The sequence below is a fragment of the Geomonas terrae genome (assembly GCF_004791675.1).
Taxonomy (GTDB): domain Bacteria; phylum Desulfobacterota; class Desulfuromonadia; order Geobacterales; family Geobacteraceae; genus Geomonas; species Geomonas edaphica.
Window position 1 is genome coordinate 693,304 of record NZ_SRSC01000002.1, and the last position, 23,037, is coordinate 716,340.

The window sequence follows — 23,037 nt, forward strand, 5'->3', positions numbered from 1 at the left end:
GATACCTTGAACGGTGCGGCGGCAGAGCCTTTTTCAGGAGGATGAACGTGGTCGAACTGGATACGGAAACTCTCAGGCGCTACGACAGCGATTACCTTTGGCACCCCTTCACCCAGATGAGCGAGTGGGAGGGAGCGGAAAACATCATCATCACCAGGGGCGAGGGCTCCTACATCATCGACTCGGACGGCAACCGCTACCTGGACGGCGTGGCGGCCATCTGGACCAACGTGCACGGCCACTGCAAAAAAGAGATCAACGACGCGATCAAGGAGCAGGTGGACCGGCTCGAGCACGCAACGCTCTTAGGTCTCTCCAACGACCGCGCGGCGCTACTCGCCAAACGCCTGATCGATATTGCTCCTCCGGGACTCGCCAAGGTGTTCTATTCCGATAACGGCTCCACCGCGGTGGAGATCGGCGTCAAGATGGCCTTCCAGTACCAGCAGCAGACCGGAAAGAAGGAAAAGAAGAAGTTCATCCGCTTCGACAACGCCTACCACGGCGACACCGTCGGCTCCATGAGTGTCGGCGGCATCGCCATCTACCACGAGGTCTATGCTCCGCTCCTCTTCCCGACCATCATGGCCCCCTCCCCTTACTGCTACCGCTGCCCGCTCTCGTCGGAGGGGGACTGCACCAAGTGCGGTCTGCTCTGCCTTAAAGAGCTGGAGCGCCTCATGGAAGAGCACGCGCACGAACTGGCGGGTCTGGTCATCGAGCCATCGGTCCAGGGTGCGGGGGGTATGATCGTGCAGCCTCCGGGGTTCGTGAAGGGGGTGCGCGAGCTTTGCGACCGCTTCGACGTTCTCATGATCGCGGACGAGGTCGCCGTCGGCTTCGGGCGCACCGGCGCCATGTTCGCCTGCGGCAAGGAAGGGGTGACGCCGGACATCATGGCGATATCGAAGGGGATCTCGGCCGGTTACCTGCCGCTTGCCGCGACGCTCACCACCCGCAAGGTCTACGACGCCTTCTGGGGGGAGTACAGCGCGCTCAAGACCTTCTTCCACGGGCACACCTTCACCGGCAACCCGATCGCCTGTGCTGCGGCCCTCGCAAGCCTCGATATCTTCGAAAAGGAGCGGCTCCTGGAGCAGCTTCCGGAAAAGATCGACTACATCCAGGACCGTCTGCAGCGGCTCATGGAGCTCCCCCACGTGGGAGACGTGCGCCAGGAAGGGATGATCGGCGGAATCGAGTTAGTGCGGGACCGTCACACGCGCGAGCCGTACCCCTGGGAAGAGCGCGTCGGCGTGAGAGTCATCATGGAGGCGAGAAAGCACGGCCTCTTCCTGCGTCCCCTGGGCAACGTGATCGTCGTGTTCCCGCCCCTCTCCATCTCCATGGACGAACTCACCATCCTCATGGACGGCATCGAGGCCTCGATCCGCAGCGTGACCGAATAGCCCCCCGAAGCAGAGCCGGTTTGCAGCTTCGCGGGTATGGGAAGGCAATCCAGAAAGCTCTGGCATCTCACAATATCTTCCAGTAATATATGGTGCTTCGCCCTCACCCCTCTCGCGGGGGTGAGGGCGAAGCGATCCGTACCTAATCGCCTTGGCATCTCCCTCACCCGCCCTCCGGACACCCTCTCACGCCTTCGCGGACCAAAGCGCTACGGCGCGCAGGCCCAAAGGGAAAGGGGACGGACATGTGTACATCAGGCAAACATCAACGAAAACAGAAATTTACTGAACAAAAGCCGAAGGAGCACCTCATGGAACTGATCGACAGCCATTCGCACATATACGGCAGTGAGTACACGGAAGATTTCGAGGAGATGATGGCACGCGCCAAAGAGGCGGGGGTCGACACCATCATGGCGGTGGGCGCCGACCTCGAGTCGAGCATCGCCGCCTGCGAACTCGCCAAGACGCGCGATAACATCTACTGCTCGGTCGGCATCCATCCCCACGACGCCGAGGGGGTGACCGAGGCGGATTACCAGACGGTGCGCGAGCTTGCCCTCAACAATCCGAAGGTGGTCGCCATCGGGGAGGTGGGGCTGGACTTTTTCCGAGACCGCTCGCCCCGCCCGGCACAGGAAGAGGTGTTCCGCCGCTTCATCAGGATGGCGCGCGAACTCTCGCTGCCGCTCATCATCCACGACCGGGATGCCCACGACCGGATCCTCGCCATCCTAAAGGAGGAAAAGGCGGAGGAGGTCGGCGGCGTGCTGCACTGCTTCTCCGGCGACCTGGACATGGCCCGGACCTGCATCGACCTGAACTTCATGATCTCGATCCCCGGGACCATCACCTACCCCTCCAACGAGGCGCTAAGGGAGGTGGTACGCGGCGTGAAGATCGAAAAACTGATGGTGGAGACGGACGCCCCCTACCTGACGCCGGTGCCGCACCGCGGCAAGCGTAACGAGCCCGCTTTCGTACGCTACGCGGCAGAGAAAGTCGCAGAACTGAAGGGTCTCTCGCCGGACGACGTCGGGCGCATCACCTCCTTCAACACGCGCAGGCTCTTCCGCATCGAGCAGGCGGCTCAGGAAGACACCATCGCCTACAAGATACGCAATTCGCTATATCTGAACATCACCAACCGCTGCTCGAACCGCTGCACCTTCTGCCCCAAATTCGAGGAGCTCTCGGTGAAGGGGCACGAGCTGAAACTCTCGCACGAACCGAATTACGCCGAGGTGATCGCGGCTGTCGACGCCGCTTCGGATTTTAACGAGGTGGTGTTCTGCGGCTTCGGCGAGCCGCTCATCAGGCTGGATCTTGTGAAGGAAGTGGCGGCCGAGTTGAAGCGGCGCGGGCTGAAGGTGAGGATCAACACGGACGGGCAGGCGAACCTCGTGCACGGCAGAAACGTACTGCCCGAACTCTCCGGGCTCGTCGACGCGCTTTCGGTAAGCCTGAACGCGTCCGACGCCGAGGAGTACGAGAGGCTCTGCAATACCCCGTTCGGAGGGGGCGGTTTTCAGGGGGTATGCGATTTTCTGCGCGAGGCGCCGCGGCACGTGCCACAGGTGACGGCAAGCGTGGTCACGGTACCCGGGGTGGACGTGGACAAGGTGCGTGAGCTCGCGCTGTCACTCGGGGTCGAGTTCCGCGAGCGCGAGTTTGAAGAGGTTGGCTAAGAGGCGTCACCCGGCGGGACAGTGAAGAAGAAGGTGGCTCCCTCGCCGGGCTTACCCTCGCCCCACACCGTCCCCCCCATACGTTCTATCATGCGCCGCACCATGGATAGACCCAGGCCGTGCCCGGCGAAGTCGGAGCCGTGGTGCAGCCGCTGGAAAGGCAGGAAGAGCTTATTCGCCTGCGACATGTCGAACCCTACGCCGTTGTCCTTCACGTAACAGATCCCGTCGCGCCTGCCGAAGGAGATGATGGTTTCCGGCTTACCGGCGCTGTACTTCCAGGCGTTTCCCAGGAGGTTCTCCATCACGCTGGCGAGGAGTTTCTCGTCGCCGTTCACCTGCACCCCTTCCTCTATCTCGACGCGTACGGTGCGTTTCACATCGGTAACCCTCAACTCACCCACGATACGCTGCGCCATCGCACTCAGATCGACGCCGATCTCCTTGATGGGAGCAATACGCGCCTCGGATATGTCGAGCATCCGGTCGAGCGTCGCCTCCATCCGCTCGCCGCCGCCGATGATGTTCGACAGGTACTCGCGCGCCGTCGCGTCCAGCCGCTCCCCGTAACCGTCTAGGAGAAGTTCCCCGTAGCCGTAGATCACCCTGAGCGGGGTGCGCAGGTCGTGCGACACCGAGTCGTAAAGAAACTCGAGCTCGGCGTAGGCCTGGCTCAGCTCCGCGGTCCTCTCGGAGACGCGCCGCTCCAACTGTTCCGACGCCTTTCTCAGCTGATCGGAAAGCTTGCGTTCGTTGGCAAGACGCATGGCGTTGCGGATGGCTACCCCGATCACCGGTGCGATCCCCTGGATCAGGTTCAGGTCGCTTTGCAGCAGCCCCCCGTCACGGTTCGCGTCGTCAACGGCAAGGACACCCAGGGCCTCGCCTTCGCAGACGATCGGTACGCAGATGAAAGAGTGCACCCCGAGGGCCACGAAGAGGGAGAAATTCTCGGGGATCGCCTGGTCCCTTACGTCGTCTATGTTGTCGACAAGCATCGGCTTTTGGGCCCGAAAACAGCTGACCATGACCCCAGGTGCGGCGGAGTAGTCGAGCGGGAGCTCGATACGGCTGATCTTCTCTTCATCATCGGGGGAGAGCCCGAAACAGCCACGCAGCAAAAGCGCATTTTTTTCCGGGTCTGAAAGCATCATGATGCCGCGCCCGTAGCCAAGCCGTTTGTGCAGCACCTGATTAACGCTGGCAAGGATGTCCTCCAGTTCGGTCCGCGTCGAGATCACCTTGCCGATCTCGTTGATGGTGAGCGCGCTGTCGCAGTTCTCCTGGACCTGGGCAAGCAGCTTTTCGCTGGAATTACGCATGCTGGTGAGCGAGGCAAGAAGGTCCTTGCGCTCGACACGGTTGCCGAGCAAGGCGAGCAGCAGGTAGAACACCAGGCTGCAGATGAGGACCGGCTCCAGCAGGAAATGGCCCAAAAAGAAGGTGGAGACACAGAGAACGAGCAGGACGACGAAGGTGATACGCCGTGCGAGCAACAGGCGCGCAGTCAATGAGGGGCGCCAACGGATCAGGTACCGGCAGACCTCGCCGCCGTCGAAGACGCACTCGGTATGCTCGATCTCAGGGAAGTCATGACCGAAAAGGAGGAAGGCCGCCTCGAAAAACCCCATCCTGTTCTCGCACTGGTTCGGATTCTCCCGCACCCCCTCGTTGAAGGTGACGTTGACCTCGATCTCACGGGAACCGGTCCTGCGGTGCGCACAGCGGGAAGAGCGGGTGAACCTGGGGGCGACCTTGCTGATGAAGTGAAGGATGTACTCGGGACCGACCATGCCTAGCATGAAGGAGCGAAGCGGCCCAAGGGCCTCGGGAGAAGCGGCGTAGCGGCCTGCCTCACGGGCTATGCCGCGCCCGCCGGTCAGTTGCACCAGCCTGTCGTGAAACCGGTCCACCTGCCGCTGCGTGAACCAATGACCCGGGTCGGCCACCTCGTGCGGTTTCATCCCGGCGTGAGCCAGTAGCGCCACCGTGTCGATATGGGGGTATTTCTGCCTGAGGAGCTTCAGGTAGGAGTCGAAAATGCGGCTGTTGTATAGCGGAGTATCGTGCAACGCTGGATTCCATGCCCTCGTAACGCTTCAACGGAGCGTGGAGTTTACCGGCTAAATGCGCGGGAATCAATCAAATTATTTCTCACGAGACTCATGGCGAGAATCGCACCGTCAGCCGGCACCGCGGGTCGCCCTGAGACAAAGGTTCTTTTAATCAGTCAAGACTCAGGCGTGACAAATTCGTTTTTTGTGAGCCAGTGCAAGGACAATGCAGTGTGGTCGTCCCGTCCTTCCTGGTATTCAGCACACAAAACTGTGATATATGTGATTTAAAATACTGACTTTATGCATGAGGTCCATAATATTAACATAGCCCAAAATGCAGCAAGCCTTACCAACTTTCGCCAGTGAGTATCCCGACTGGCAGCGTTGAGTGAAGTCGAAGAAACCGGTAATTATCAAGATGTAATGTCCGCCGCCAATGGGGCGCTTGTGCCCTTTTGATAGAAAGACAGCGTGCGAACCTTGGCGCAGAACGTGCATTTTTTGATGTGATTCCGGGCGCGGTCGATATGCCTGCCGCCTGTGAAAAGCAACTTTGAAACCGGAGTGACTGAAACGTGGCGCAGCAAACGGCTGACATACCACTTCACGACCTGCTGGTGCAGCTGAAGGAGCTCCCCTCCCTCGCGCACTACAGCCTTACCCTGTACCGCAGGCGTAACGGCGCCGTCGCGTCCTGTCACCAGTTCGAAACCTGTTCCACCATCGTCGAAGACCCTCTCTGCCGCGATGTATCCCGCCAGTTTTTCGAAGAAAACATGGACGTATTCTTCGAGGAGGGAACTCCGTCGGTGTGCCGCTACGGCGGCGGCTTCCTCGGGTTCCTCATCCCCTTCGGCGTGGGCGGCGACGATTGCTGTCTCGTGGGCGACGGGGTGCGCGACGAGTCCATCGACCTGTGGCAGCTTGCCGCCCTTTCCCGCACCGAAGGCGGCGGAGATGCCTTTTCACTGCTCCCCTACGTGGAATCGCTTCACACGGCACGCTACGAAGAGGTGGAGGAAGTAGCCCAGGAGGTCGGGCGCGCCGTCGAGCAATACCGCTTCCCGACGGCAAGCCCCCCCGTCCTCCAGAACGCCGCCGTTCCCTGCGAGTCGGTCACCGACCAGCGCCTGCAGGCCGTTTCCCAGGCGCTCGAGCGTATCGACCGATGTACCTCGGTCACCGCCTGCGTCGCCATCGGCTGCGAGACCATAGCCACCGAGTTCGAGGTCCCGCGCATCGCCGTGGCGCTCCCAGACGCCGAGGGTAAATCCTACCCGGTGACCGGGGTGTGGGGGATGCCCGACGAGATCGGGGTCGTTCCGGCCGAGGCCCTGCACCTGTTTCTGGCGCCTGCCAAGGGGGGTAAAGCGGTTCCCTGCGACGTCAAGATGCGCGCCGCCCTTCCCGGGCTCAACAGCGCCATGTGCGCTTTCTTCCCTCTCAAGTCGCAAGGGGAGCGGCTGGGCTTTTTGGCGCTGCCGGAGAGCGATATCCCGCAGAACTCGGCCCTGCTCATCAACATGCTGACCGGCGCCATGGCCGCCAAGATGTCCTGGATCGTGAGGGACGCGGAGCGCTCCAAGGAAAACGCCCTCTCCGAGCGCCTCATGTCGCTCACCGACACGCTGCTGCAGATCGACAGCAAGGAGCAGCTGTACGAGGCGATCATGAAGATCGCGTCCGACCTGATCGAGGCGACCCAGGGATCCATCATGCTGATCGACAAGGACGGCGAAGGGATGCACATCGTCTTCACGCTCGGCATGACGCTCAACATCGCCCGCTGTCTGCAGTTGAAGGTCGGCAAGGGGATCGCCGGCATGGTGGCGAAGACCGGGCAGCCCCTCCTGGTGAACGACGTGGAGAAGGACAGCCGCGTCGCCATGGCAAACCGGCTCCGCTTCAAGTCCAAATCGCTCATCTGCCTCCCCCTCAAGCTCAAAGACAAGGTGATCGGGGTCTTGAACCTCTCGGACAAGAAGAACCTCCGCCCCTTCACCAATGCGGACCTGCAGCTCCTCACCTCGTTCGCGAACCTAGCCTCGCTCATGATCGAGCGCACCGAGGTGCTCGAGGAGTCCGAACGTTTCGAACAGCTCTCGGTCACCGACGCCCTTACCGGACTTTACAACCGCCGCTTCCTGAAAAGCAGGCTCGAAGAGGAATTAAACCGCAGCACGCGCCACAGCCTGAACCTCACCATCATCTTCATCGACCTCGACTTCTTCAAGAGCTACAACGACCTCTGCGGGCACCTCGCAGGGGACGAGGCGCTGAAGATTACCGCGGACATCATCAAGGAATCGTTGCGCGAGATGGATATCGTCGCGCGTTACGGCGGTGAGGAGTTCTGCGCCGTCCTTCCCGGCACCTCGAAAAGCGAGGCTCTCATCGTCGCCGAGAGGATCCGTACCGAGATCGAAAACAAGCGCTTCCCAGGCGAGAGCGACATTCCGCTGCGGCGCCTGACGGCAAGCCTCGGCGTCGCCTCCTTCCCCGAGGATGGCAGAACCTTCCACGATCTCGTGCACGCCTCCGACGTCGCGCTGTACGAGGCGAAGGCCCGGGGCAGAAACCGCACCGTCGCGGCGCGAAGCTCGGTATCCCAGCAAGAGAAAAGTGTCGACGTGGAGCCGCGCCAGGCCGTGTCCCCCCTCGCGAAAACCCTCGATTTCAACGCCTACCTGGAGGCATCGCTGCAGTCCAAAGCATGACGTCCCATTCAGCCAAACGCTTAACGTCGTTCCCTCCTTATAGAACCTCTGCTACTGCTGTATTTTTGTTGCATCACACGGCGTTTTATTAGTGAAAATGTGTACGAATCGTGCTAATAATCACATCGCGCTTCGGAAGCATGCTTTGCGCTCTGCTGACAGCCGCCGGTCACGGTTAAATTCGGCAGTACAGCCTTTGCTTTCTCCTGTCGCCATGTGAGGTACTGATGAAAGACGCCAGCAAGATTCTTCAATTTGCCCGGCCAGATACAGTAATAGAGTTTGCACCCGGTTCAGAAAAGGAAGTTGGTCTAAACAAGCTGATCAACAAACTGAACTTCATCAACTTCCAGGAAGAATCCATCCTTGTCAACTTCAGACACTCAAAGTATCCCCGCACCGTAACGCTCGAGGCGGCTCCCCTCCCCTGTCTCAACAACAAGCTCGAATGCCGCTGGGTCACGACCGACGCCATTAACACGTCGACGGTCGGCTGCGTTTTCGACAACATATTCGTGGTGAGCGGCCATCGGCTTATCATGGCCGAGCCTGAGCTGATCAGCATCGACGAGGAAGGCGCCACCTTTCTCCTTCCCGACAAGGCCATCGAGGTAAACTACCGGAAGTCACGCCGACACCCCTGCCAGGGGATCGCCGTCGAACTCTTTCAAAACGGTGCACGCCTCAACGGAACCCTGCTCGATTTCAGCGCCCTCACCTTCCGGGTGGAGGCAACCGGAGACGGCAGCAGGAACTTCAACTGGATCAACGACGAAGCGGCGGTGCAGGTCATCTTCAGCGACGATCACACCACCCTCTATTCGGCTGAGTGCCGCATCGCAACGCAGACGCTCGGACACAGCCGCAGGATCTACGTCCTGGAACCGTTGCAGGCCCACATGCGGCGCTTCAAGGCAAAGGAGGTCCGCAGCCTCCGCCACGAGCTGCTCCCCCTACCCAATGCCGTCTTCAGGCACCCATTCAGCCATAGAAACATCGACCTGAAGGTGCTGGACATCTCCGGTTCCGGCTTTTCCGTGTGCGAGGATTTCGAGTCGAGCGTGCTTTTGCCGGGGATGATCATCCCGGACCTGGAACTGCGCATCGGCAACGGCTTCGCGACGAGGTGCTCCGCACAGGTGATCTACCGCGAGGACAAGCCGTTAAAGGAAAAGTCCTCCCTGGTGAAGTGCGGGCTGTGCTTTCTCGACATGGACATCCGCGACCATGTGAGCCTTCTTTCCATCCTGTACCTCGCCAAGGACAAGCACTCCTATATCAGCACGCAGATCGACCTCGACGCACTGTGGCAGTTCTTCTTCGACAGCGGCTTCATCTACCCGGAGAAGTACCACTACGTGCAGGCCAACAAGGCACAGTTGAAGGAGACCTACCGCCGCCTCTACACGGAGAATCCGAGCATCGCGCGCCACTTCGTCTACCAGGAACACGGCACCATCCTGGGACACCTGGCGATGCTCCGTTTTTACCGGGGAAGCTGGCTTGTGCACCACCACGCCTCGAACAAGGCGGAGTCGAGCCTTGGCGGGCTCATCGTGCTGAACCATCTCTCGCACTCAACCAACGACTCCTACAACCTGAAGTCGTCCAAGATGGACTACCTCATCTGCTACTACCGGCCGGACAACAAATTCCCGAACCGGGTCTTCGGCGAAGCGGTGCAGGCCATGGGCGACAAGAAGGGTTGCTCCATCGACACCTTCGCCTACTTCCATTACCACCGCACCTTCTCGGACAACTGGAACTTCTCCGGCCCGTGGAGCCTCACCCGCACGACCCGCGAAGACCTGTTCGACCTCGAGGCCTTCTACGAGCAGCACTCCGGCGGGCTCATGCTGAACGCCTTCGACCTGGAGCCTGGGTGCGACTGCGGCGAACTCGCGCAGGATTACCGGGAGGCGGGCTTCAAGCTGGAGCGGCACCTTTACACGCTCAAAAGAGGCGGGACGGCCAAGGCGGTCGTCATGGTCAACATCTCCGACATCGGCCTGAACCTCTCGGACCTGACCAACTGCATCACGGTACTGATCATCGACCAGGAACAGTTCCCGAAGGACATCCTGCTCATAGCGTTATCCATAATCACGCACAAGTACCAGCAAAACGACCTGCCGGTACTCGTCTACCCGGCGAGCTACGCCGAGCACACAAGTCTCCCGTTCGAACGCAAGTACACGCTCTGGGCGTTCAACATCCAGACCCATACCTCCAAGTTCATCAAGTACCTAGGTGACCTCCACAACCGCAACAGGCACAGAAGGACACAGGGAACAGAGTCGGCTCAAGGCACTTAAGGAACAGATGATGAACGATCCGTTATACAACAGCAGCATCATCGACACATACATCAAGCTGATAAAGAACCGGTACAACTTCATCAACGTCGGTGAACTGCTGAGCTACGCCGGGATGACCCCGCTCGAGGTGGCCGATCCGGGGCACTGGTTCACCCAGGAGCAGGTCAACCTCTTCTACGAACGCCTCCTGAAGCTTACCGGCAACGAAAATATCGCACGTGAAGCAGGGCGCTACGCGGCCTCCCCCGACGCCATCGGGATACTCAGACTCTATTTCCTCGGGCTCGTCGGCCTTGCGCGCGCATTCAGCCTCATCGGGGATACCGTCAACTGCAACCTCGTCCGCTCCTCCACCTACACCTCGAGGCAGATCAGCAGCAACAGCTATGAAATCATCGTGACCCCGAGGCCCGGCACCCAGGAAGAGCCGTTCCAGTGCCAGAACAGGATGGGCTTTTTCGAGGCGGTGGCGAGCCTGTTCCAGGCAAAGCTTCCCCGCATCGAGCATCCGGAGTGCATCTTCAATGGCGATCCCGTGTGCCGTTACATCGTCACCTGGGAGAAGTCGAGCATCAACTTCTGGCGCTACACGAGAAACTACGCCTTGGTCGTCATCCTACTCGTGATGGGCCTTTGCTTCCGCGCAGGCCAGATGAGGTCGATCTACCTGTTCGCCCCTTGGGCGCTTTCCCTGCTCCTCGCCCTGAAGATCGGCTCCCTGCGCAGCGAGAAGACTGCCCTCTTCACCAGCCAGAAAAGCCTGAAGGACCTGAGCGACAACCTCTTCAAGAAGATGGAGATCAACTACACCAACGCTCTCGTCACCAACGAGATCGGGCAGGTGATCAGCAGGCAGACCGCGGTCAACGACATTTTGCAGAACGTGGTACAGATCCTGGAGAAACGTCTCGACTACAGCCGCGGCCTCATCCTGCTCGCCAATCCCGAAAAGACGCGGCTCGTGTTCCAGGCCGGCTTCGGCTACCACGACGAGCAGCTTGCCTTTCTCGGCAAGACCACCTTCCACCTGGACCGCCCCGATTCCAAGGGGGTCTTCGTCATCTCCTTCCGTGAACAGCGCCCCTTTCTGGTCGCCGACGTAAAAGAGATCGAGGGGGCTTTGTCGGGCAAGAGCCAGAACTTCGCGAAGCAGCTCCTTTCCCAGACCTTCATCTGCTGTCCGATCATATGCGAGGGGGAGTCGCTCGGGATCATCGCCGTCGACAACCTGAAGTCGAAGCGGCCGCTCGTGCAAAGCGACGTCTCCCTTTTGATGGGGATCGCCCCCGTGATCGGCATCAGCATACGCAACGCAAAGCTGCACGAGGCGAAGTCGAACCAGTTCAGCTCGTTTCTCAAGGTCATGGCGGCATCGATCGACGCCAGGGACCCGCTCACCGCCGGTCACTCCGAAAAGGTCACCGAATACTCGGAAGAGATCTGCGAGGAGCTGGGCCTTGAGCCGGCGGAGCGGGAGATGATCAGGGTGGCGGCGCTTCTGCACGATTACGGGAAGATCGGGGTCCCCGACGCGATACTGAAGAAAAACGGGCGGCTCTCGGAGATGGAGTACGAGATCGTCAAGACACACTGCCACAAGACACGCGACATCCTGGAACAGGTCAACTTCGAAGGTATCTATCGGGAGGTGCCGGAGATAGCCGGCGCCCACCACGAGAAGATCGACGGGACCGGCTATCCGAAAGGATTAAGGGGAAAGGACATACCGCTTGGGGCTAAGATCATCGCCGTTGCCGACTTCTACGAGGCGGTCACCTCGCAGCGCCACTACCGCGATCCGATGAAGACCGAAGATGCCTTCCGGCTGCTCCGGGAGGGGGCTGGAAGCCATTTCGACAGGAACATCGTCGACGCCCTCATCACATGCCGCACGAGAGCGGCAGAGCAGGAAGAGGGTTGCGAGGCTCAGGAGGCCTGAGGTTTGCGTCCCCGGCAGGAGATGATCGGTGTGTAGGTGAAGCGGCGCGGGTTGGCGAAGAAGCTGCGGAATTCCTCGAGAAACTCCTCGTATCCCCCAGCGTACTCATCAAAACCGTATCCTGATCTCTTGGCGGCAACCTCGACCTTCTTGGTCCAGTTGAACTCGTCGACCTGCTTCAACTCTCCGAAGATCTGGTGATGCGCCCCGACCTGCACGTCGATCTCCTCGTAGCCCAGGTCGTACAGAAAAGAGTAGAGCTTGCGGCCGACGTAGGGATCGAAGTCGTCGTTCACCTCGAGGCTCCTGATCGTCGCGGCGACGGCGCGCTCCATGCGGGGTGAGTGGCCGAAATGGCTGAGACAGTTGTAGTCAAGATCGACGAGGCAGAGGATGCCCCCCGGCTTCACCGCCTCGGACATGTTCTGCACCAGTTGGAAGCAGTTGGAGAGGTGGTATTCGAGGAAGAACCTGCACCAGGCGAAGTCGAACTGCCCCAGGTAGTTGAGCGGCTGGTAAAGGTCGCAACGTTCGAAACTCACGGTGTCCGAGCCGTAGTGCTCCTGGGCGTAGGCGATGCGTTCCTCGGAGAAATCGACGCCGACCGCCCTCCCCCCGGGCTGTACCAATTCGCCGAACATCGCGGTGGTCTTGCCCGGGCCGCAGCCGATATCGATAACGCTCATTCCCGGTGCGAGCCCCGCCCAGCGTGCCTGCTCCCCGGTAACGGCGTTGTCGGTCTTCATGTCGAGCCGCAGCGATTCTTCCGCGTGCTCCATCAGGTACTTCCGGTCTGACTGCATCAAACGCTCCTGTTAAGTTTTTCGAATTATTAGGGTTTAGCACATCTGCCGCTGATTCGTCAATCGCGCAGATGGGTATGTCCCCGCTGCTTAGCGCACATTCCCGACGCAGCACGGCACATGCAAGCTTTACAAGATTGGTAGGCTATGGTATTTGGAATGCCGCCTGCCCCCGGGCGGAGCGGAAGGTACCGTCGAATGAAATAAATCCTTGAGGAGGATCCATGAACTACAGGAAGAGCCTGATCGCCGGCGTGTTTGCATCGGCGGTCACCCTCGGAGCCGGAGCCTTATCCGCAGCGCACGCCGCCGGTTACGCAGTCTTCACCCACGGCGCGTCCGCGCTGGGACAGGGGAACGCGGTCACCGCCCACACGAGCGACCCGAGCACCATTTTCTACAACCCCGCACTTATGAACAAACTGGAGGGTACCCAGCTCCAGGTCGGCACCACGGCCATCATCTCTTCCCGCGAGTACACGAGTTCCGTCGGCAGCAACACCGCCTCCGACAGTGCGGCGTTCTTTCCGAGCACCTTCTACGTGACCCACAAGTTCAACGACAAACTGAGCGCGGGCTTCGGCGTCTTCAATCCCTTCGGCCTCGGCACCGAGTGGGGCAGCGGCTGGGACGGCCGCTACATCGCGACCAAGTCCGAGCTCACCACCTTCGACTTCAACCCGGTCGTCTCCTACCGCGTACTCCCATCACTCACCGTCGCCGCAGGTTTGGACGTCTTCTATCTCGACGCAACGCTGCAGCGAATGATGCCGTCTTCCGCTCTGTCCACATATGGGATGCCGGGGGGGTACGACATCGGCGTGAAATTCAAGGGCGACGGTACCGGCATAGGGTACAACCTTGCCGCAGCCTACGACATCTGCGAGCACCTCACGGTGGGGGCCTCGTACCGCAGCCAGGTACATGTCGACATCTCAGGCGACGCCACCCTCTCCAGCCCGGTGTTGCCGGTAAGCGCCTTCAACAGTGGCGGGAAGACCGACCTCACGTTGCCGCCGCAATTCACCGCCGGTGTCGCCTTCAAGGGTATCGACAAGCTGACCCTCGAGGCCGGGATGCGCTGGGAGGGGTGGTCCAAATTCAAGGAGCTCAGCATCCAGCAGGACAACGGTTTCAAGAGCGAGACGCCTAGAAACTGGAAGGACAGCTGGGGACTCAACCTCGGCGGCAGGTACCAGTACGACGACACCGTCGCTCTCCTGGCCGGCTACGTGTACGGCGACACCGCTGTACCGGACAGCACCTTCGACCCCTCCATTCCGGATGCCAAGACCCACGTCTTCTGCGTCGGTACGGACCTGAACCTGAAGCCGGTCACCATCGCCCTCTCCTACGCCTATCAGCTCTACGAGAACCGGAGCAAGCACAACACGCTCTACGGAGTTGACGAAACGTCAGCCAACGGCAAGTACGAAAATGACGCGCACCTTGTGGCGGTCTCCCTCGGCTACAAGTTCTAGAGAAACACGAGCTAGAAAGTAAAAAGGCCTCTTCCCTGACGGGAGAGGCCTTTTTTGCGTGCAATCAAATTTAAAGCTGCCGACGCCCTCACCCCTCCCTCTCCCAGTGGGAGAGGGAGGGAGGGTCCGACGGTGTCTTAGGCGGGATAGTGCGCCGTCGTCCTAGTTACTTCGCCTTGGCAAGCTTCGGCTCCATGCTGCGCACCAGGTCATCGTAGGCGACCAGCGCCTTGATCTGCGGCGAGGTCTTCTTGACCGTCGAGTCGAAAAACTGGAGCTTCGTGTTGAACACCTGGGCCTTGTTCCTGAGGGCCGCGGTGCTCTCGGCGAGGAAACTCTTCTCCGCCTTGTCGTCGCTTTTAAGAAGCGCCTTCGTCTTGTTCCAGTATTCGTCCGTGGTGCCGACGTAGTGGTTCAGGCTCTCCAGGAACGAGAGCGAAGAGGTGGAAAGCTGGGAGGTGGTGACCAGACGCTCCTGCACGTCCCCCATCCCCTTAAGAAGATCCTGGTCCGCGAAACGGACGAGGTCGGAGACTTCCTGGTTGTAGTTCGGCTTGTTCGGGTCGAGGGCGTCGGCGCGGTTCAGGAACTGCTGCGAAGTCCCCAGGTACTTGTTGATGGAAACCGATGTGGCCCCGAGTGAAACCGCTGCGTCGGAGACGAACTTGGTGAAGAGCGAGGCCTGTCCCGCGTAAGGGATGGGCAATACCCTGGCGAAGCGCGCCGCGACCGAGCCGGCCTGAATGTACTTGGAATATCCGGCGACGTGTCCGGACATCCACTTGACGTAGCTCTCGAAGTCGGCCATCGACTGACGCTGGGCACGCACGTCAGCGGTGATCTCCTTGAGCCTCTTGCTGTTGCGTGCGGCGAGATCGGTCGAGGTGATGCTGCAGCTTTGCAGCGCCTTGAGCTTTTCCTGGAGGAGCGCGTTCTCCTGGGTCAGTGCGGCTATTGTTGCGGCCTGGTCGACGGACTGCGGCATGACAACGGCGGCCGGGGTTGCAGCTGCAGGGGATGCGGCCGGGGCTTCGGAAGCCATGGCATGGGACGCGATGAAGCCGGCGCCGAGGATGGATGCGGCGATAACGATGCGGATTTGCACGGGTAAGCTCCTTGGACAAAATCGGACAAACAGTATGGGAAGATACATCAATCGCACCGGACAGACAAACAAAAAAGGGGCCGCGCATGTCACAGCGCGGCCCTATAAAAAGACTGAGGTATTTTTATTCTTTATTTTTCCTTGTAGCTGATGCGGTAGCTAAACCCTTTCGGATCGTACCAGTTGAGCACCTGACCACCGACCTCGGCATAGGGATAGCCGAAGGTGTTGAGCGGAGCGCCGGCCTGGGGCGGGTTGAGGACAACGTCACGACCCGAGGCGATCTTGAAACGGTATGGATCGATGCCCCCCCAGAAATATTCGCGGTATGCGCGGGTCTTGGCGTCGGCAAGCTCGAGCTTCTCGACGAGCATCGCTTTTCTCACGTCGGCAGGGTCGACCGGGACCCAGCCGGTACCGGGGAGGAAGAACTCGACCCAGCAGTGCTGCCAGGTGGTGATATCCTCCTCCGCCTTCTTGCCGAGGCGCACGCCGAATACTTCGCGCGCCGGTACCCCGGCGGCACGGGCAAGGGCGATGTAGACCGAGGAAATGTCGGTGCACTTGCCGCCCGGCTTCTTCAGGAGTTCGCAGACATCCCCCTTGCCGCAGCCGACCGTCGCCGGGTCGCGGTACATGTTCTCGCAGGTCCAGTCATAGATCGCCTTCGCCTTATCCAGAACGGTCTTTTTGCCTTTGACGATCGATTGAGCGAGCTTCTTCACCTCGCCGTCCACCGGTCCCATCGAGGTGGGGGCAAGGTATTCCGCGTAATCGGCGGGGTTCCATGCCGGTTCCTTGCCCGACAGGTTCTTCATCTGGATTTCCTCGCGCTCCACCTTGAAGGTGTAGGTGAGCTTGCGGCTCTTCGCGTCCTTGTCCCACTGGGCGAAAAGCATCGGCGTACCGTTCACCTTGTCGGTGTAGACCGCAGAAGCGGAGAAATCACCGGAAACCTTGACGTCGGTGACGTTCTGGTACCGGTCGGATACGGCGTAGGGTACCCAGAGTTTCGTCTCCTTGCCCGCTTCCTGGCGGGACAGATCGACTTCGACGCTCACGATACCGCTGCGGCTCTGGGCCCAGGCGGCGGGAGCGAGGCAGAGGGAAAGGGCCACTAGCGGCAACAACAACCTTTTCATTACGACTCCTTGTTCAGACAGATATTCAACGGCACGACGCCGTGCCTAAAGCTGCGACTTGACCACAGGCAGGCCCGCCTCTTTCCATTCGGAAAGGATGGCCTGGTAAATGGAGGGATAGGCGAGTTTCATAAGCTTGCGATAGGCGGAGTAGCTGCGACCGCCGCTGTTGCAGTAGACGATGATCCCCTTCTCCTTGGGAAGAACGCCCGACTTCGATGCGAAGGTTTCGGCAGGGATGTTTAGCGCACCCTCGATGTGCCCCTCGGCAAACTCGAACTCGTCACGTACGTCGACCAGGACGTAGGCGTCCTTTTTCTCTTTCAGTATCACGCTCAGCTGCGCCGGCGTAAACTTTGTCGTCTCTATCTTCTTCGCATAATCGGCTCCTGCGACGATCGGGTACCCCTTCTCTTCCCAGACCGGGAAACCGTCCGCGTAGACGACCAGGTTGGTGTAACCAGCGGCTTTTGCCTTTGCGGCGACCTTCTTGCTCTTGCCGCATTTCACCCCGTTGCAGTAGAGCACCACGAGGGCTCCCTTCTCCTTGGGAAGGAGTGCAAGGCTCTTATCGAAATCCTTTTCGGTGATGTTCAAAGCGGTAACCAGATGAGCGGCCTGGTATTCGTCGGCCGTGCGGGCGTCCACCAGTGTGAAGCTTTTCTTTTCATCCAGCATGTCCTTCAGGGCCTCGCTGGAGATGGTCTTGAAGTCGGCGTCCGCGGCAAATATCGGCAGCGCGGTAGCCATCATCAGAAAAAGGACCAGTAGCGAGATCACCGACCTGCCCGTTAAACGAGTGATGCTGTTCATTGTTTCCTCCCATTGACTTGCATGAAATTAAAAAATCGACATGGCATCTCTGGTTGTCGAACATCGGGGTCAGACGATACCGTCTCATCGGTCAGCCTCCAAGCCTCGCGCTGATCATCTCGAGGAAAGCCTCGATCCTCACCCTGAGCTGCTCGGTGTCCGACTCCGAATAGTCGGTTTCGATCTGCAGGAACGGAGTCCCACCCCCCTGCTGCAGGTGGTGCTTCACGCTGAGCGACTCCACGTTGTAGGTATGGCACCCCTGCCAGGTGAGGTCGATGACGCCGTCGACCTGAAACTCGTCGACAAGACGCTCCAGAAGGGAGAGCCTGCCGTGGTTGGGGGACATGCACGAGCAGGGTATGTGCAGGTACTTCTCCGCGATGCTGCGCAGCAGGTCCGCGCCGGGGACGACGGGGTCCACCTTCTTGTAGGCCCCGCAGCTCTCGAAGCAGACCACGGAACCACCCAGTTCCTCGACCAGGCGCACCACCTTGTCCGACCCGACGCCAACCGGTACGCCGGTGAGCAGGATGCGCGGGGTGGTGCTGTCGAAGGGGGAAACGCCCCGCTCGGCCAATTCGGTGAGCTCGGCGGTCAGCCGGTTGACAAGTCCGATCGCCTCGCGCTTGTCCACCGTAAAGCCGCGGTTGTGGAGTACGGTCAAAAGATCGATCCCTGTGATAGGTGCGGGCTTACGTTTCATCACGTCCTGGAGCGCCTTGAGGGAGCGGCGCTCCTCGTTCAGGAGCATGACGGCGGATGCGAGACGCTCCGGGGTGATCTGAACCGAGAACTCCTGCTCTAGCCGTCGTATCAGGCGTTTAAGCTCAAGGATCCAGTACTCGAGGGCCGCCTCGTCCTGCACCTGCGGCAGCTGCATCAGGTGCAAGGGCTTCATCTGGCCGAGCAGTTCGTACATCTTTTTCTTGCCGTCGCAGGTCGTTTCGGCGAGCAGCAGGTCGGAAAAATGAAAGAACGGGCAGGTATCGGTGAGAGCGAATCCGTAGCTCGATTTGATCAGAGGACAAAGCGTGCGCGGCAGCACCTTCTCGGCGGCCGGTATCGGCGTTGGGCTTGTGCCGCACAGGGAAACCGGGATCGCACCGGCAGCGACGATGAGCTCTACCGGCGAAAACAGGCAATAGGTGCCGACCACCTTCCTGCCGTGATCCTTGGCGACCTTGAGGGCTATCGCGTTTCTTTCCCGGAGGGCGTTGATCTCCAGTAGCGTCGGAATGCAGGGTTCACTCATGCTTCGTATCCAACGAGGGCGGCGCCGAGTGCGCCCACCAGTTGTGGAGCAGCGGGGACGCGGATTTCGACTGCCAGCCCGGAACCGATGGCGCGGCAGATGGCAGGGTTCAGCGCCACACCGCCGCTGAAGGTAATGTCACCCGAGACCGATACTTTCCCCGCGAGCCCTTGAACCCTTGTGGCAATGGCATGAAAGACACCGGCGGCGATGCGTCCCTTGTCCACGCCCTGGGCGAGAAGTCCGATTATCTCCGACTCCGCGAAAACGGCGCACATGCTCGAGATGCGTGCCGGCTCGGCGCCCGCAGCGATGAGGCCAAGCTCTTCAAGGGACAAGCCGAGCACGCCGGCCATGACTTGCAGGAAACGACCAGTTCCGGCGGCGCATTTGTCGTTCATGGCGAATTCGACGACTTTCCCACCGGCGTCAACGCTGATCACCTTGCTGTCCTGTCCGCCGATGTCCAGGACGGTACGGGTTTCCGGGTGGAGGAAATGGGCGCCACGGGCGTGGCAGGTGATCTCGGTCACCTTCTTATCGAACAAGGGTAGCGATACCCGTCCGTAACCGGTGCCGACCACCCTTCCGACCGCCCCCTCGGCGATACCAGCGGCGTCGAGAGCCTGGCGAAATGCGGCAAGTCCCGCGCCGGCCGGGTCCCAGCCGGTAGGAACTACCGCGGTGGCGCGGATCTCACCGTCAAAGAGAACGGCCTTGGTACCTGTCGATCCTATATCGATTCCTGCTGCGATCATGGTGCCTCTTATTTACGTTTCTATCAGGCGGCCGAAGGAGAATAAGGGCCTGACATCAATAACCAATTGACCATCAAGAGTCAAATTGATAAATTCGATAAAATAGATACTATGGATCGCATCAACCAATAAGGAGGGGGCGGTGAACCTGAAACAGCTCGAAGTGTTCATAAAGGTCGCTGAAAGCGGGAGTTTCTCGAAGGGAGCGGAGGCCACCTTCATCACCCAGTCCACGGTCAGCCAGCACATATCCGCACTGGAAGGCGAGTTCGGCGTGAAGCTTCTGGACCGCACCGGCAAGGGGGCACTACCGACCGAGGGTGGGAAGATACTGCTCGAGCGCGCACGCAAGCTCATAGATTATGCGAAGGAGATTCCGGTCGCCATGGCGCGTTTCAAGGGTGTCGAGGAGGCCGAGCTGAATATCGCCGGGAGCAGCATCCCGGGGGAGTACATGATCCCGGCGGCCCTGCCGCTTCTCATCAGCCGTTTCCCCGGGGTCACCATCGTGCTGCGCCAGGGGGACAGCCGCGATGTGCTGGGAAAGCTGATCTCAGAAGAAGTGGAGCTGGGTGTGGTAGGCGGGCGTTTCGAGGAGGAGAGCCTCGAGTTCATGCCGCTTGCCGACGACGAACTCGTCCTGATCGCGCCCGCAGGGCATCGCTGGAGCGGCAAGAAGGGAATCAGCAAGGAGGATTTGCTGGGCGAGCAGGTCGTGCTTAGGGAAACAGGTTCCGGCACCGGAAAGGCTGCCGCTCAGGCCCTGCGCGAGGCGGGGATAGACCCCGCGCGTCTCAATGTGGCGGCGCATCTTGGCAGCAACGAGGCGGTGAAGCGTGCGGTGATTGCCGGAATCGGGGTATCCTTCGTCTCGGCGGTTTCGGTACAACACGAACTGGAGCAGAAGTCACTTGTGCAGGTTCCTGTCGACGGCGTCAGCATAAAGAGGCAGTTTTTCCTCGTGGGCCGCAGAGGTAGGGAACTCTCCCCCGCCGCCCTCGCATTCAGGACCATCATGACGGAGATGTATAAAGGCAATTGACAATCAGCTAATCGTCAATTCTTCTCCCCCTCCCCTTCTTCCTTTCGGATATCGCCTTCTTGTCGGAAAGCCGTTTTTCCTTGGCGCTTCTCGGCACCTTGGTCTTTATCCTCTTCTTCGCCTTCTGCGCGCGCCTGCGCAGCAACTCGGCCAGCCGCTCCAGCGCTTTTTCCCGGTTTTGGGCCTGCGAGCGGCTCTCACTTGCCTGCGCCACGATCCCGGTCGGGAGATGGCGTATGCGCACCGCTGAGTCGGTCGTGTTGCGGTGCTGCCCGCCAGGCCCGGAGGCGCGGTAGAATTCCACCTTTATGTCTGCTTCCCTGATCTCGATCATATACTCTTCAATCCTTCCAACTTACTGTCACTGCCGCGCGTTACGCTGTAGCCGTAACAGTCGTAACTTCAGCAACTAACGCCGCGATACTCATATTTACCGCTTTACCGGATTACATACCCACAAAGCCGTAAGGTATATACCTTCAGCCCGTGTTGAACTGTCGTGTGATATCTGTTACAGTGCCACCCTTCAGAAAAACACTGCCTCAAGGAGGAGCACCTGCATGCCCGTCATCACCATCGACCTTGGAACCATGGCGAACAAAGAGAAGAAAGGCGAACTAGTTCAGGCTTTGACCGAAGCCGCCAGCACTGTAACACAGATCCCCGCTGAAAAGTTCATCGTCTTCATCAAGGAAATGGATCGCGATAACATCGGCGTCGGCGGCAAGCTCCTGTCTGACACCATCAAATAATTCCACGGAGGACCTATGAAAAAGAGCCTGGGCAAAGCAACCCACGCCATGCCGACCCCGGTCTGGCTGGTCGGCAGCTACGACAGTGAAGGAAAAGCGAACCTGGCCACGGTCGCCTGGGGGGGCGTGTGCAGCTCCGACCCGGCCGCGGTCACCGTCTCCCTGAGAAAGGCACGGCACAGCTACGACGCCATCATGGAGCGCCAGGCCTTCACGGTGAATATCCCCTCCCGCGACTTCGTGGTCGCCGCCGACTACGCCGGCATCGCCTCGGGCAAAAACGCCGACAAGTTCGCAGCCGCAGGCCTCACGCCGGTGAAAAGCGATCTGGTCGATGCACCGTACGTTGCCGAGTTCCCGCTCGTGATCGAGTGCAGGCTGCTGCAGACCGTGGAGATCGGGGTACACACCCAGTTCATCGGCGAGATCATCGACGTCAAGGCCGATGCATCGGTGCTCGACGAAGCAGGCCTCCCCGACCCGACCAAGGTGCAGCCCATCGTCTACAGCCCGACCAACCGCGGCTATTACGCACTGGGCGAAAAAGTGGGCCAGGGTTTCGACATCGGGAAACAGTTGATGAAGTAACTGGAGCCTCGCCGCTCCTACGGTATACTCCTTCCCGTTATCTCATCTGGGCTGGGGGAGTGCTATGGACGACGAGACCTTCAAGAAGGAAGTGCTGGACCGGCTGCAACAGATCATCGAGACGCTCACCTCGATCCTGCCTGAGGCTTGCATCGAGGAGCCGGAAGGGACAACAGCGACAGCAGATAGAGGGGTGCGAAACAGAGCCGACGAAGCTTATTCCATGCTTGAGGAAATGCAGGATAACTACCAGTTCGCCGTTGAGAAATGGCAACGGGAGCACGGTGCCTGATACCTCTTATCCCCGCACCTTAAAAGGCTGGTTGACCGATGGTCGACCAGCCTTTGCCGTTTCAGCGCTCAGCTTTTTGCAGCAGCGAAACGCCCCGCCACGAAGCGCGCTTCGAAAGCGACCGTCACTCGCCTCAACCGGTCATCAAGAAAACCCATGGTCTGCTCTGCAATGCGAGCCGGGACCCCACCGTAGAAGGCCTCGGCAATCGCGCCGGTGATGCAGGCAAGGGTGTCTGAGTCCCCGCCCAGGGAGACGGCGAGGCGGATGGCGCCTTCGAAATCGTTTGATTCGAGAAACGCGGTGACGGCCTGCGGAACCGTCCCCTGACAGGAGACGTCGAAACGGTACGACGGCCTGATCTCATCGCAGCTGAGCGCGAGATCGTAGCCGAATTCTCCGGCGATGAAGCTGCGCAGCTCGTCTTTTGAGGCGCCGCTGCGCCCGAGAAAGACCGCACCGGCAACGGCCTGCGCCCCCTTTACCCCTTCGGGGTGCCCGTGGGTCGGGAGGGTGTAGTTCCGTGCCAGGGACAAAGCGTCGGCGAGCGTATCGCAGGCCCACCCCACCGGGCTCACGCGCATCGCGGCACCATTGCCCCAGCTATTGTAGGGCTTGGGGGCGTCCGCCTTGGCCCACGCGACGAAGCCCCTGCCGTACCCCGCGTCCGGGTAGCTGCGGTAGTAATGCCTCATGGTGTCGTCGTATGGCGCGCCGGTCATGATCGCGTCGGCGAGCGCCACGGTGAGTACGGAGTCGTCGGTAAAGCGGCAGCTGTCCTGGAAGAGCGGGAATTCCGTGCTCTTTATGTTGTTCCACTCGTAGATGGAACCGACGATGTCTCCGGTCAGAGCACCCAGCATGGCGCTTTACCCCCT

General features: G+C 60.1%; 19 protein-coding genes. 10 read left to right on the forward strand and 9 right to left on the reverse strand.

What is annotated here, in order from left to right:
- Nucleotides 1-41: 41 nt before the first annotated feature.
- Together bioA and E4633_RS10240 are read left to right on the forward strand one after the other, a co-directional pair.
- The gene (bioA, locus tag E4633_RS10235) at nt 42-1,409 is read left to right on the forward strand and encodes an adenosylmethionine--8-amino-7-oxononanoate transaminase (protein ID WP_135870144.1); all 1,368 of its coding nucleotides are present in this window, start codon (nt 42-44) and stop codon (nt 1,407-1,409) included.
- Between the two features lie 311 nt (nt 1,410-1,720).
- Nucleotides 1,721-3,097: a TatD family hydrolase gene (locus tag E4633_RS10240; RefSeq protein ID WP_135870145.1), complete on the forward strand. Its 1,377-nt coding sequence runs from the start codon at nt 1,721-1,723 to the stop codon at nt 3,095-3,097.
- Here E4633_RS10240 and E4633_RS10245 read toward each other — a convergent pair.
- Nucleotides 3,094-5,169 carry a sensor histidine kinase gene (locus E4633_RS10245; RefSeq protein ID WP_135870146.1) on the reverse strand — a complete coding sequence of 692 codons (2,076 nt, stop codon included), beginning with the start codon at nt 5,167-5,169 and terminating at the stop codon, nt 3,094-3,096. The two genes, E4633_RS10240 and E4633_RS10245, sit on opposite strands and share 4 nt — an antisense overlap.
- Before the next feature lie 560 nt (nt 5,170-5,729).
- Here E4633_RS10245 and E4633_RS10250 point away from each other — a divergent pair.
- The 3 genes from E4633_RS10250 to E4633_RS10260 all read left to right on the forward strand — a co-directional run bounded on the left by E4633_RS10250 (nt 5,730) and on the right by E4633_RS10260 (nt 12,128).
- A complete protein-coding gene (locus tag E4633_RS10250; protein WP_135870147.1) occupies nt 5,730-7,871 on the forward strand; it encodes a sensor domain-containing diguanylate cyclase in 2,142 nt (713 codons plus the stop codon).
- Nucleotides 7,872-8,098: 227 nt separating this feature from the next.
- Complete coding sequence (locus E4633_RS10255) at nt 8,099-10,186, forward strand: PilZ domain-containing protein (RefSeq protein ID WP_135870148.1); 2,088 nt, start codon at nt 8,099-8,101, stop codon at nt 10,184-10,186.
- Between the two features lie 7 nt (nt 10,187-10,193).
- A complete protein-coding gene (locus tag E4633_RS10260) occupies nt 10,194-12,128 on the forward strand; it encodes an HD domain-containing phosphohydrolase (RefSeq protein ID WP_135870149.1) in 1,935 nt (644 codons plus the stop codon).
- Here the strand turns inward: E4633_RS10260 and E4633_RS10265 are convergent.
- Nucleotides 12,116-12,931: a methyltransferase domain-containing protein gene (locus E4633_RS10265; RefSeq protein ID WP_135870150.1), complete on the reverse strand. Its 816-nt coding sequence runs from the start codon at nt 12,929-12,931 to the stop codon at nt 12,116-12,118. The two genes, E4633_RS10260 and E4633_RS10265, sit on opposite strands and share 13 nt — an antisense overlap.
- A 224-nt stretch (nt 12,932-13,155) precedes the next feature.
- Here E4633_RS10265 and E4633_RS10270 point away from each other — a divergent pair, with 224 nt between their 5' ends.
- Nucleotides 13,156-14,412 carry an OmpP1/FadL family transporter gene (locus tag E4633_RS10270; RefSeq protein ID WP_135870151.1) on the forward strand — a complete coding sequence of 419 codons (1,257 nt, stop codon included), beginning with the start codon at nt 13,156-13,158 and terminating at the stop codon, nt 14,410-14,412.
- Nucleotides 14,413-14,578: 166 nt separating this feature from the next.
- Here E4633_RS10270 and E4633_RS10275 read toward each other — a convergent pair whose 3' ends face one another.
- The 5 genes from E4633_RS10275 to E4633_RS10295 all read right to left on the reverse strand — a co-directional run bounded on the left by E4633_RS10275 (nt 14,579) and on the right by E4633_RS10295 (nt 19,485).
- Nucleotides 14,579-15,517, reverse strand: a complete 939-nt coding sequence (locus tag E4633_RS10275; protein WP_135870152.1) for a hypothetical protein — start codon at nt 15,515-15,517, stop codon at nt 14,579-14,581.
- A gap of 131 nt (nt 15,518-15,648) precedes the next feature.
- Nucleotides 15,649-16,659: a transglutaminase-like domain-containing protein gene (locus tag E4633_RS10280; RefSeq protein ID WP_135870153.1), complete on the reverse strand. Its 1,011-nt coding sequence runs from the start codon at nt 16,657-16,659 to the stop codon at nt 15,649-15,651.
- Between the two features lie 45 nt (nt 16,660-16,704).
- Nucleotides 16,705-17,472: a rhodanese-like domain-containing protein gene (locus E4633_RS10285; RefSeq protein ID WP_135870154.1), complete on the reverse strand. Its 768-nt coding sequence runs from the start codon at nt 17,470-17,472 to the stop codon at nt 16,705-16,707.
- Between the two features lie 91 nt (nt 17,473-17,563).
- The gene (locus E4633_RS10290; protein WP_135870155.1) at nt 17,564-18,727 is read right to left on the reverse strand and encodes a double-cubane-cluster-containing anaerobic reductase; all 1,164 of its coding nucleotides are present in this window, start codon (nt 18,725-18,727) and stop codon (nt 17,564-17,566) included.
- Nucleotides 18,724-19,485 carry an acyl-CoA dehydratase activase gene (locus tag E4633_RS10295; protein WP_135870156.1) on the reverse strand — a complete coding sequence of 254 codons (762 nt, stop codon included), beginning with the start codon at nt 19,483-19,485 and terminating at the stop codon, nt 18,724-18,726. Before E4633_RS10295 ends, E4633_RS10290 begins: the two co-directional genes overlap by 4 nt.
- Nucleotides 19,486-19,627: 142 nt before the next feature.
- Between E4633_RS10295 and E4633_RS10300 the strand changes: the two genes are divergently transcribed.
- On the forward strand, nt 19,628-20,527 hold the full coding sequence (locus tag E4633_RS10300; protein WP_135870157.1) for a selenium metabolism-associated LysR family transcriptional regulator: 900 nt from the start codon (nt 19,628-19,630) through the stop codon (nt 20,525-20,527).
- Nucleotides 20,528-20,534: 7 nt separating this feature from the next.
- On the opposite strand, the gene E4633_RS10305 is transcribed toward E4633_RS10300, so the two are convergent.
- A complete protein-coding gene (locus E4633_RS10305) occupies nt 20,535-20,861 on the reverse strand; it encodes a peptide chain release factor family protein (protein WP_246038018.1) in 327 nt (108 codons plus the stop codon).
- A gap of 226 nt (nt 20,862-21,087) precedes the next feature.
- Here E4633_RS10305 and dmpI point away from each other — a divergent pair, with 226 nt between their 5' ends.
- The 3 genes from dmpI (at nt 21,088) to E4633_RS10320 (ending at nt 22,159) form a co-directional block, all read left to right on the forward strand.
- On the forward strand, nt 21,088-21,279 hold the full coding sequence (dmpI, locus tag E4633_RS10310) for a 4-oxalocrotonate tautomerase DmpI (protein WP_135870158.1): 192 nt from the start codon (nt 21,088-21,090) through the stop codon (nt 21,277-21,279).
- A 15-nt stretch (nt 21,280-21,294) separates the two neighbouring features.
- Nucleotides 21,295-21,867, forward strand: a complete 573-nt coding sequence (locus E4633_RS10315; RefSeq protein ID WP_135870159.1) for a flavin reductase family protein — start codon at nt 21,295-21,297, stop codon at nt 21,865-21,867.
- Between the two features lie 64 nt (nt 21,868-21,931).
- Nucleotides 21,932-22,159 (forward strand): hypothetical protein, encoded by a 228-nt coding sequence (locus E4633_RS10320; protein ID WP_135870160.1) that lies wholly within the window; start codon nt 21,932-21,934, stop codon nt 22,157-22,159.
- Nucleotides 22,160-22,227: 68 nt separating this feature from the next.
- Here E4633_RS10320 and E4633_RS10325 read toward each other — a convergent pair whose 3' ends face one another.
- Nucleotides 22,228-23,022 carry an ADP-ribosylglycohydrolase family protein gene (locus E4633_RS10325; protein ID WP_135870161.1) on the reverse strand — a complete coding sequence of 265 codons (795 nt, stop codon included), beginning with the start codon at nt 23,020-23,022 and terminating at the stop codon, nt 22,228-22,230.
- Nucleotides 23,023-23,037 lie beyond the last annotated feature (15 nt).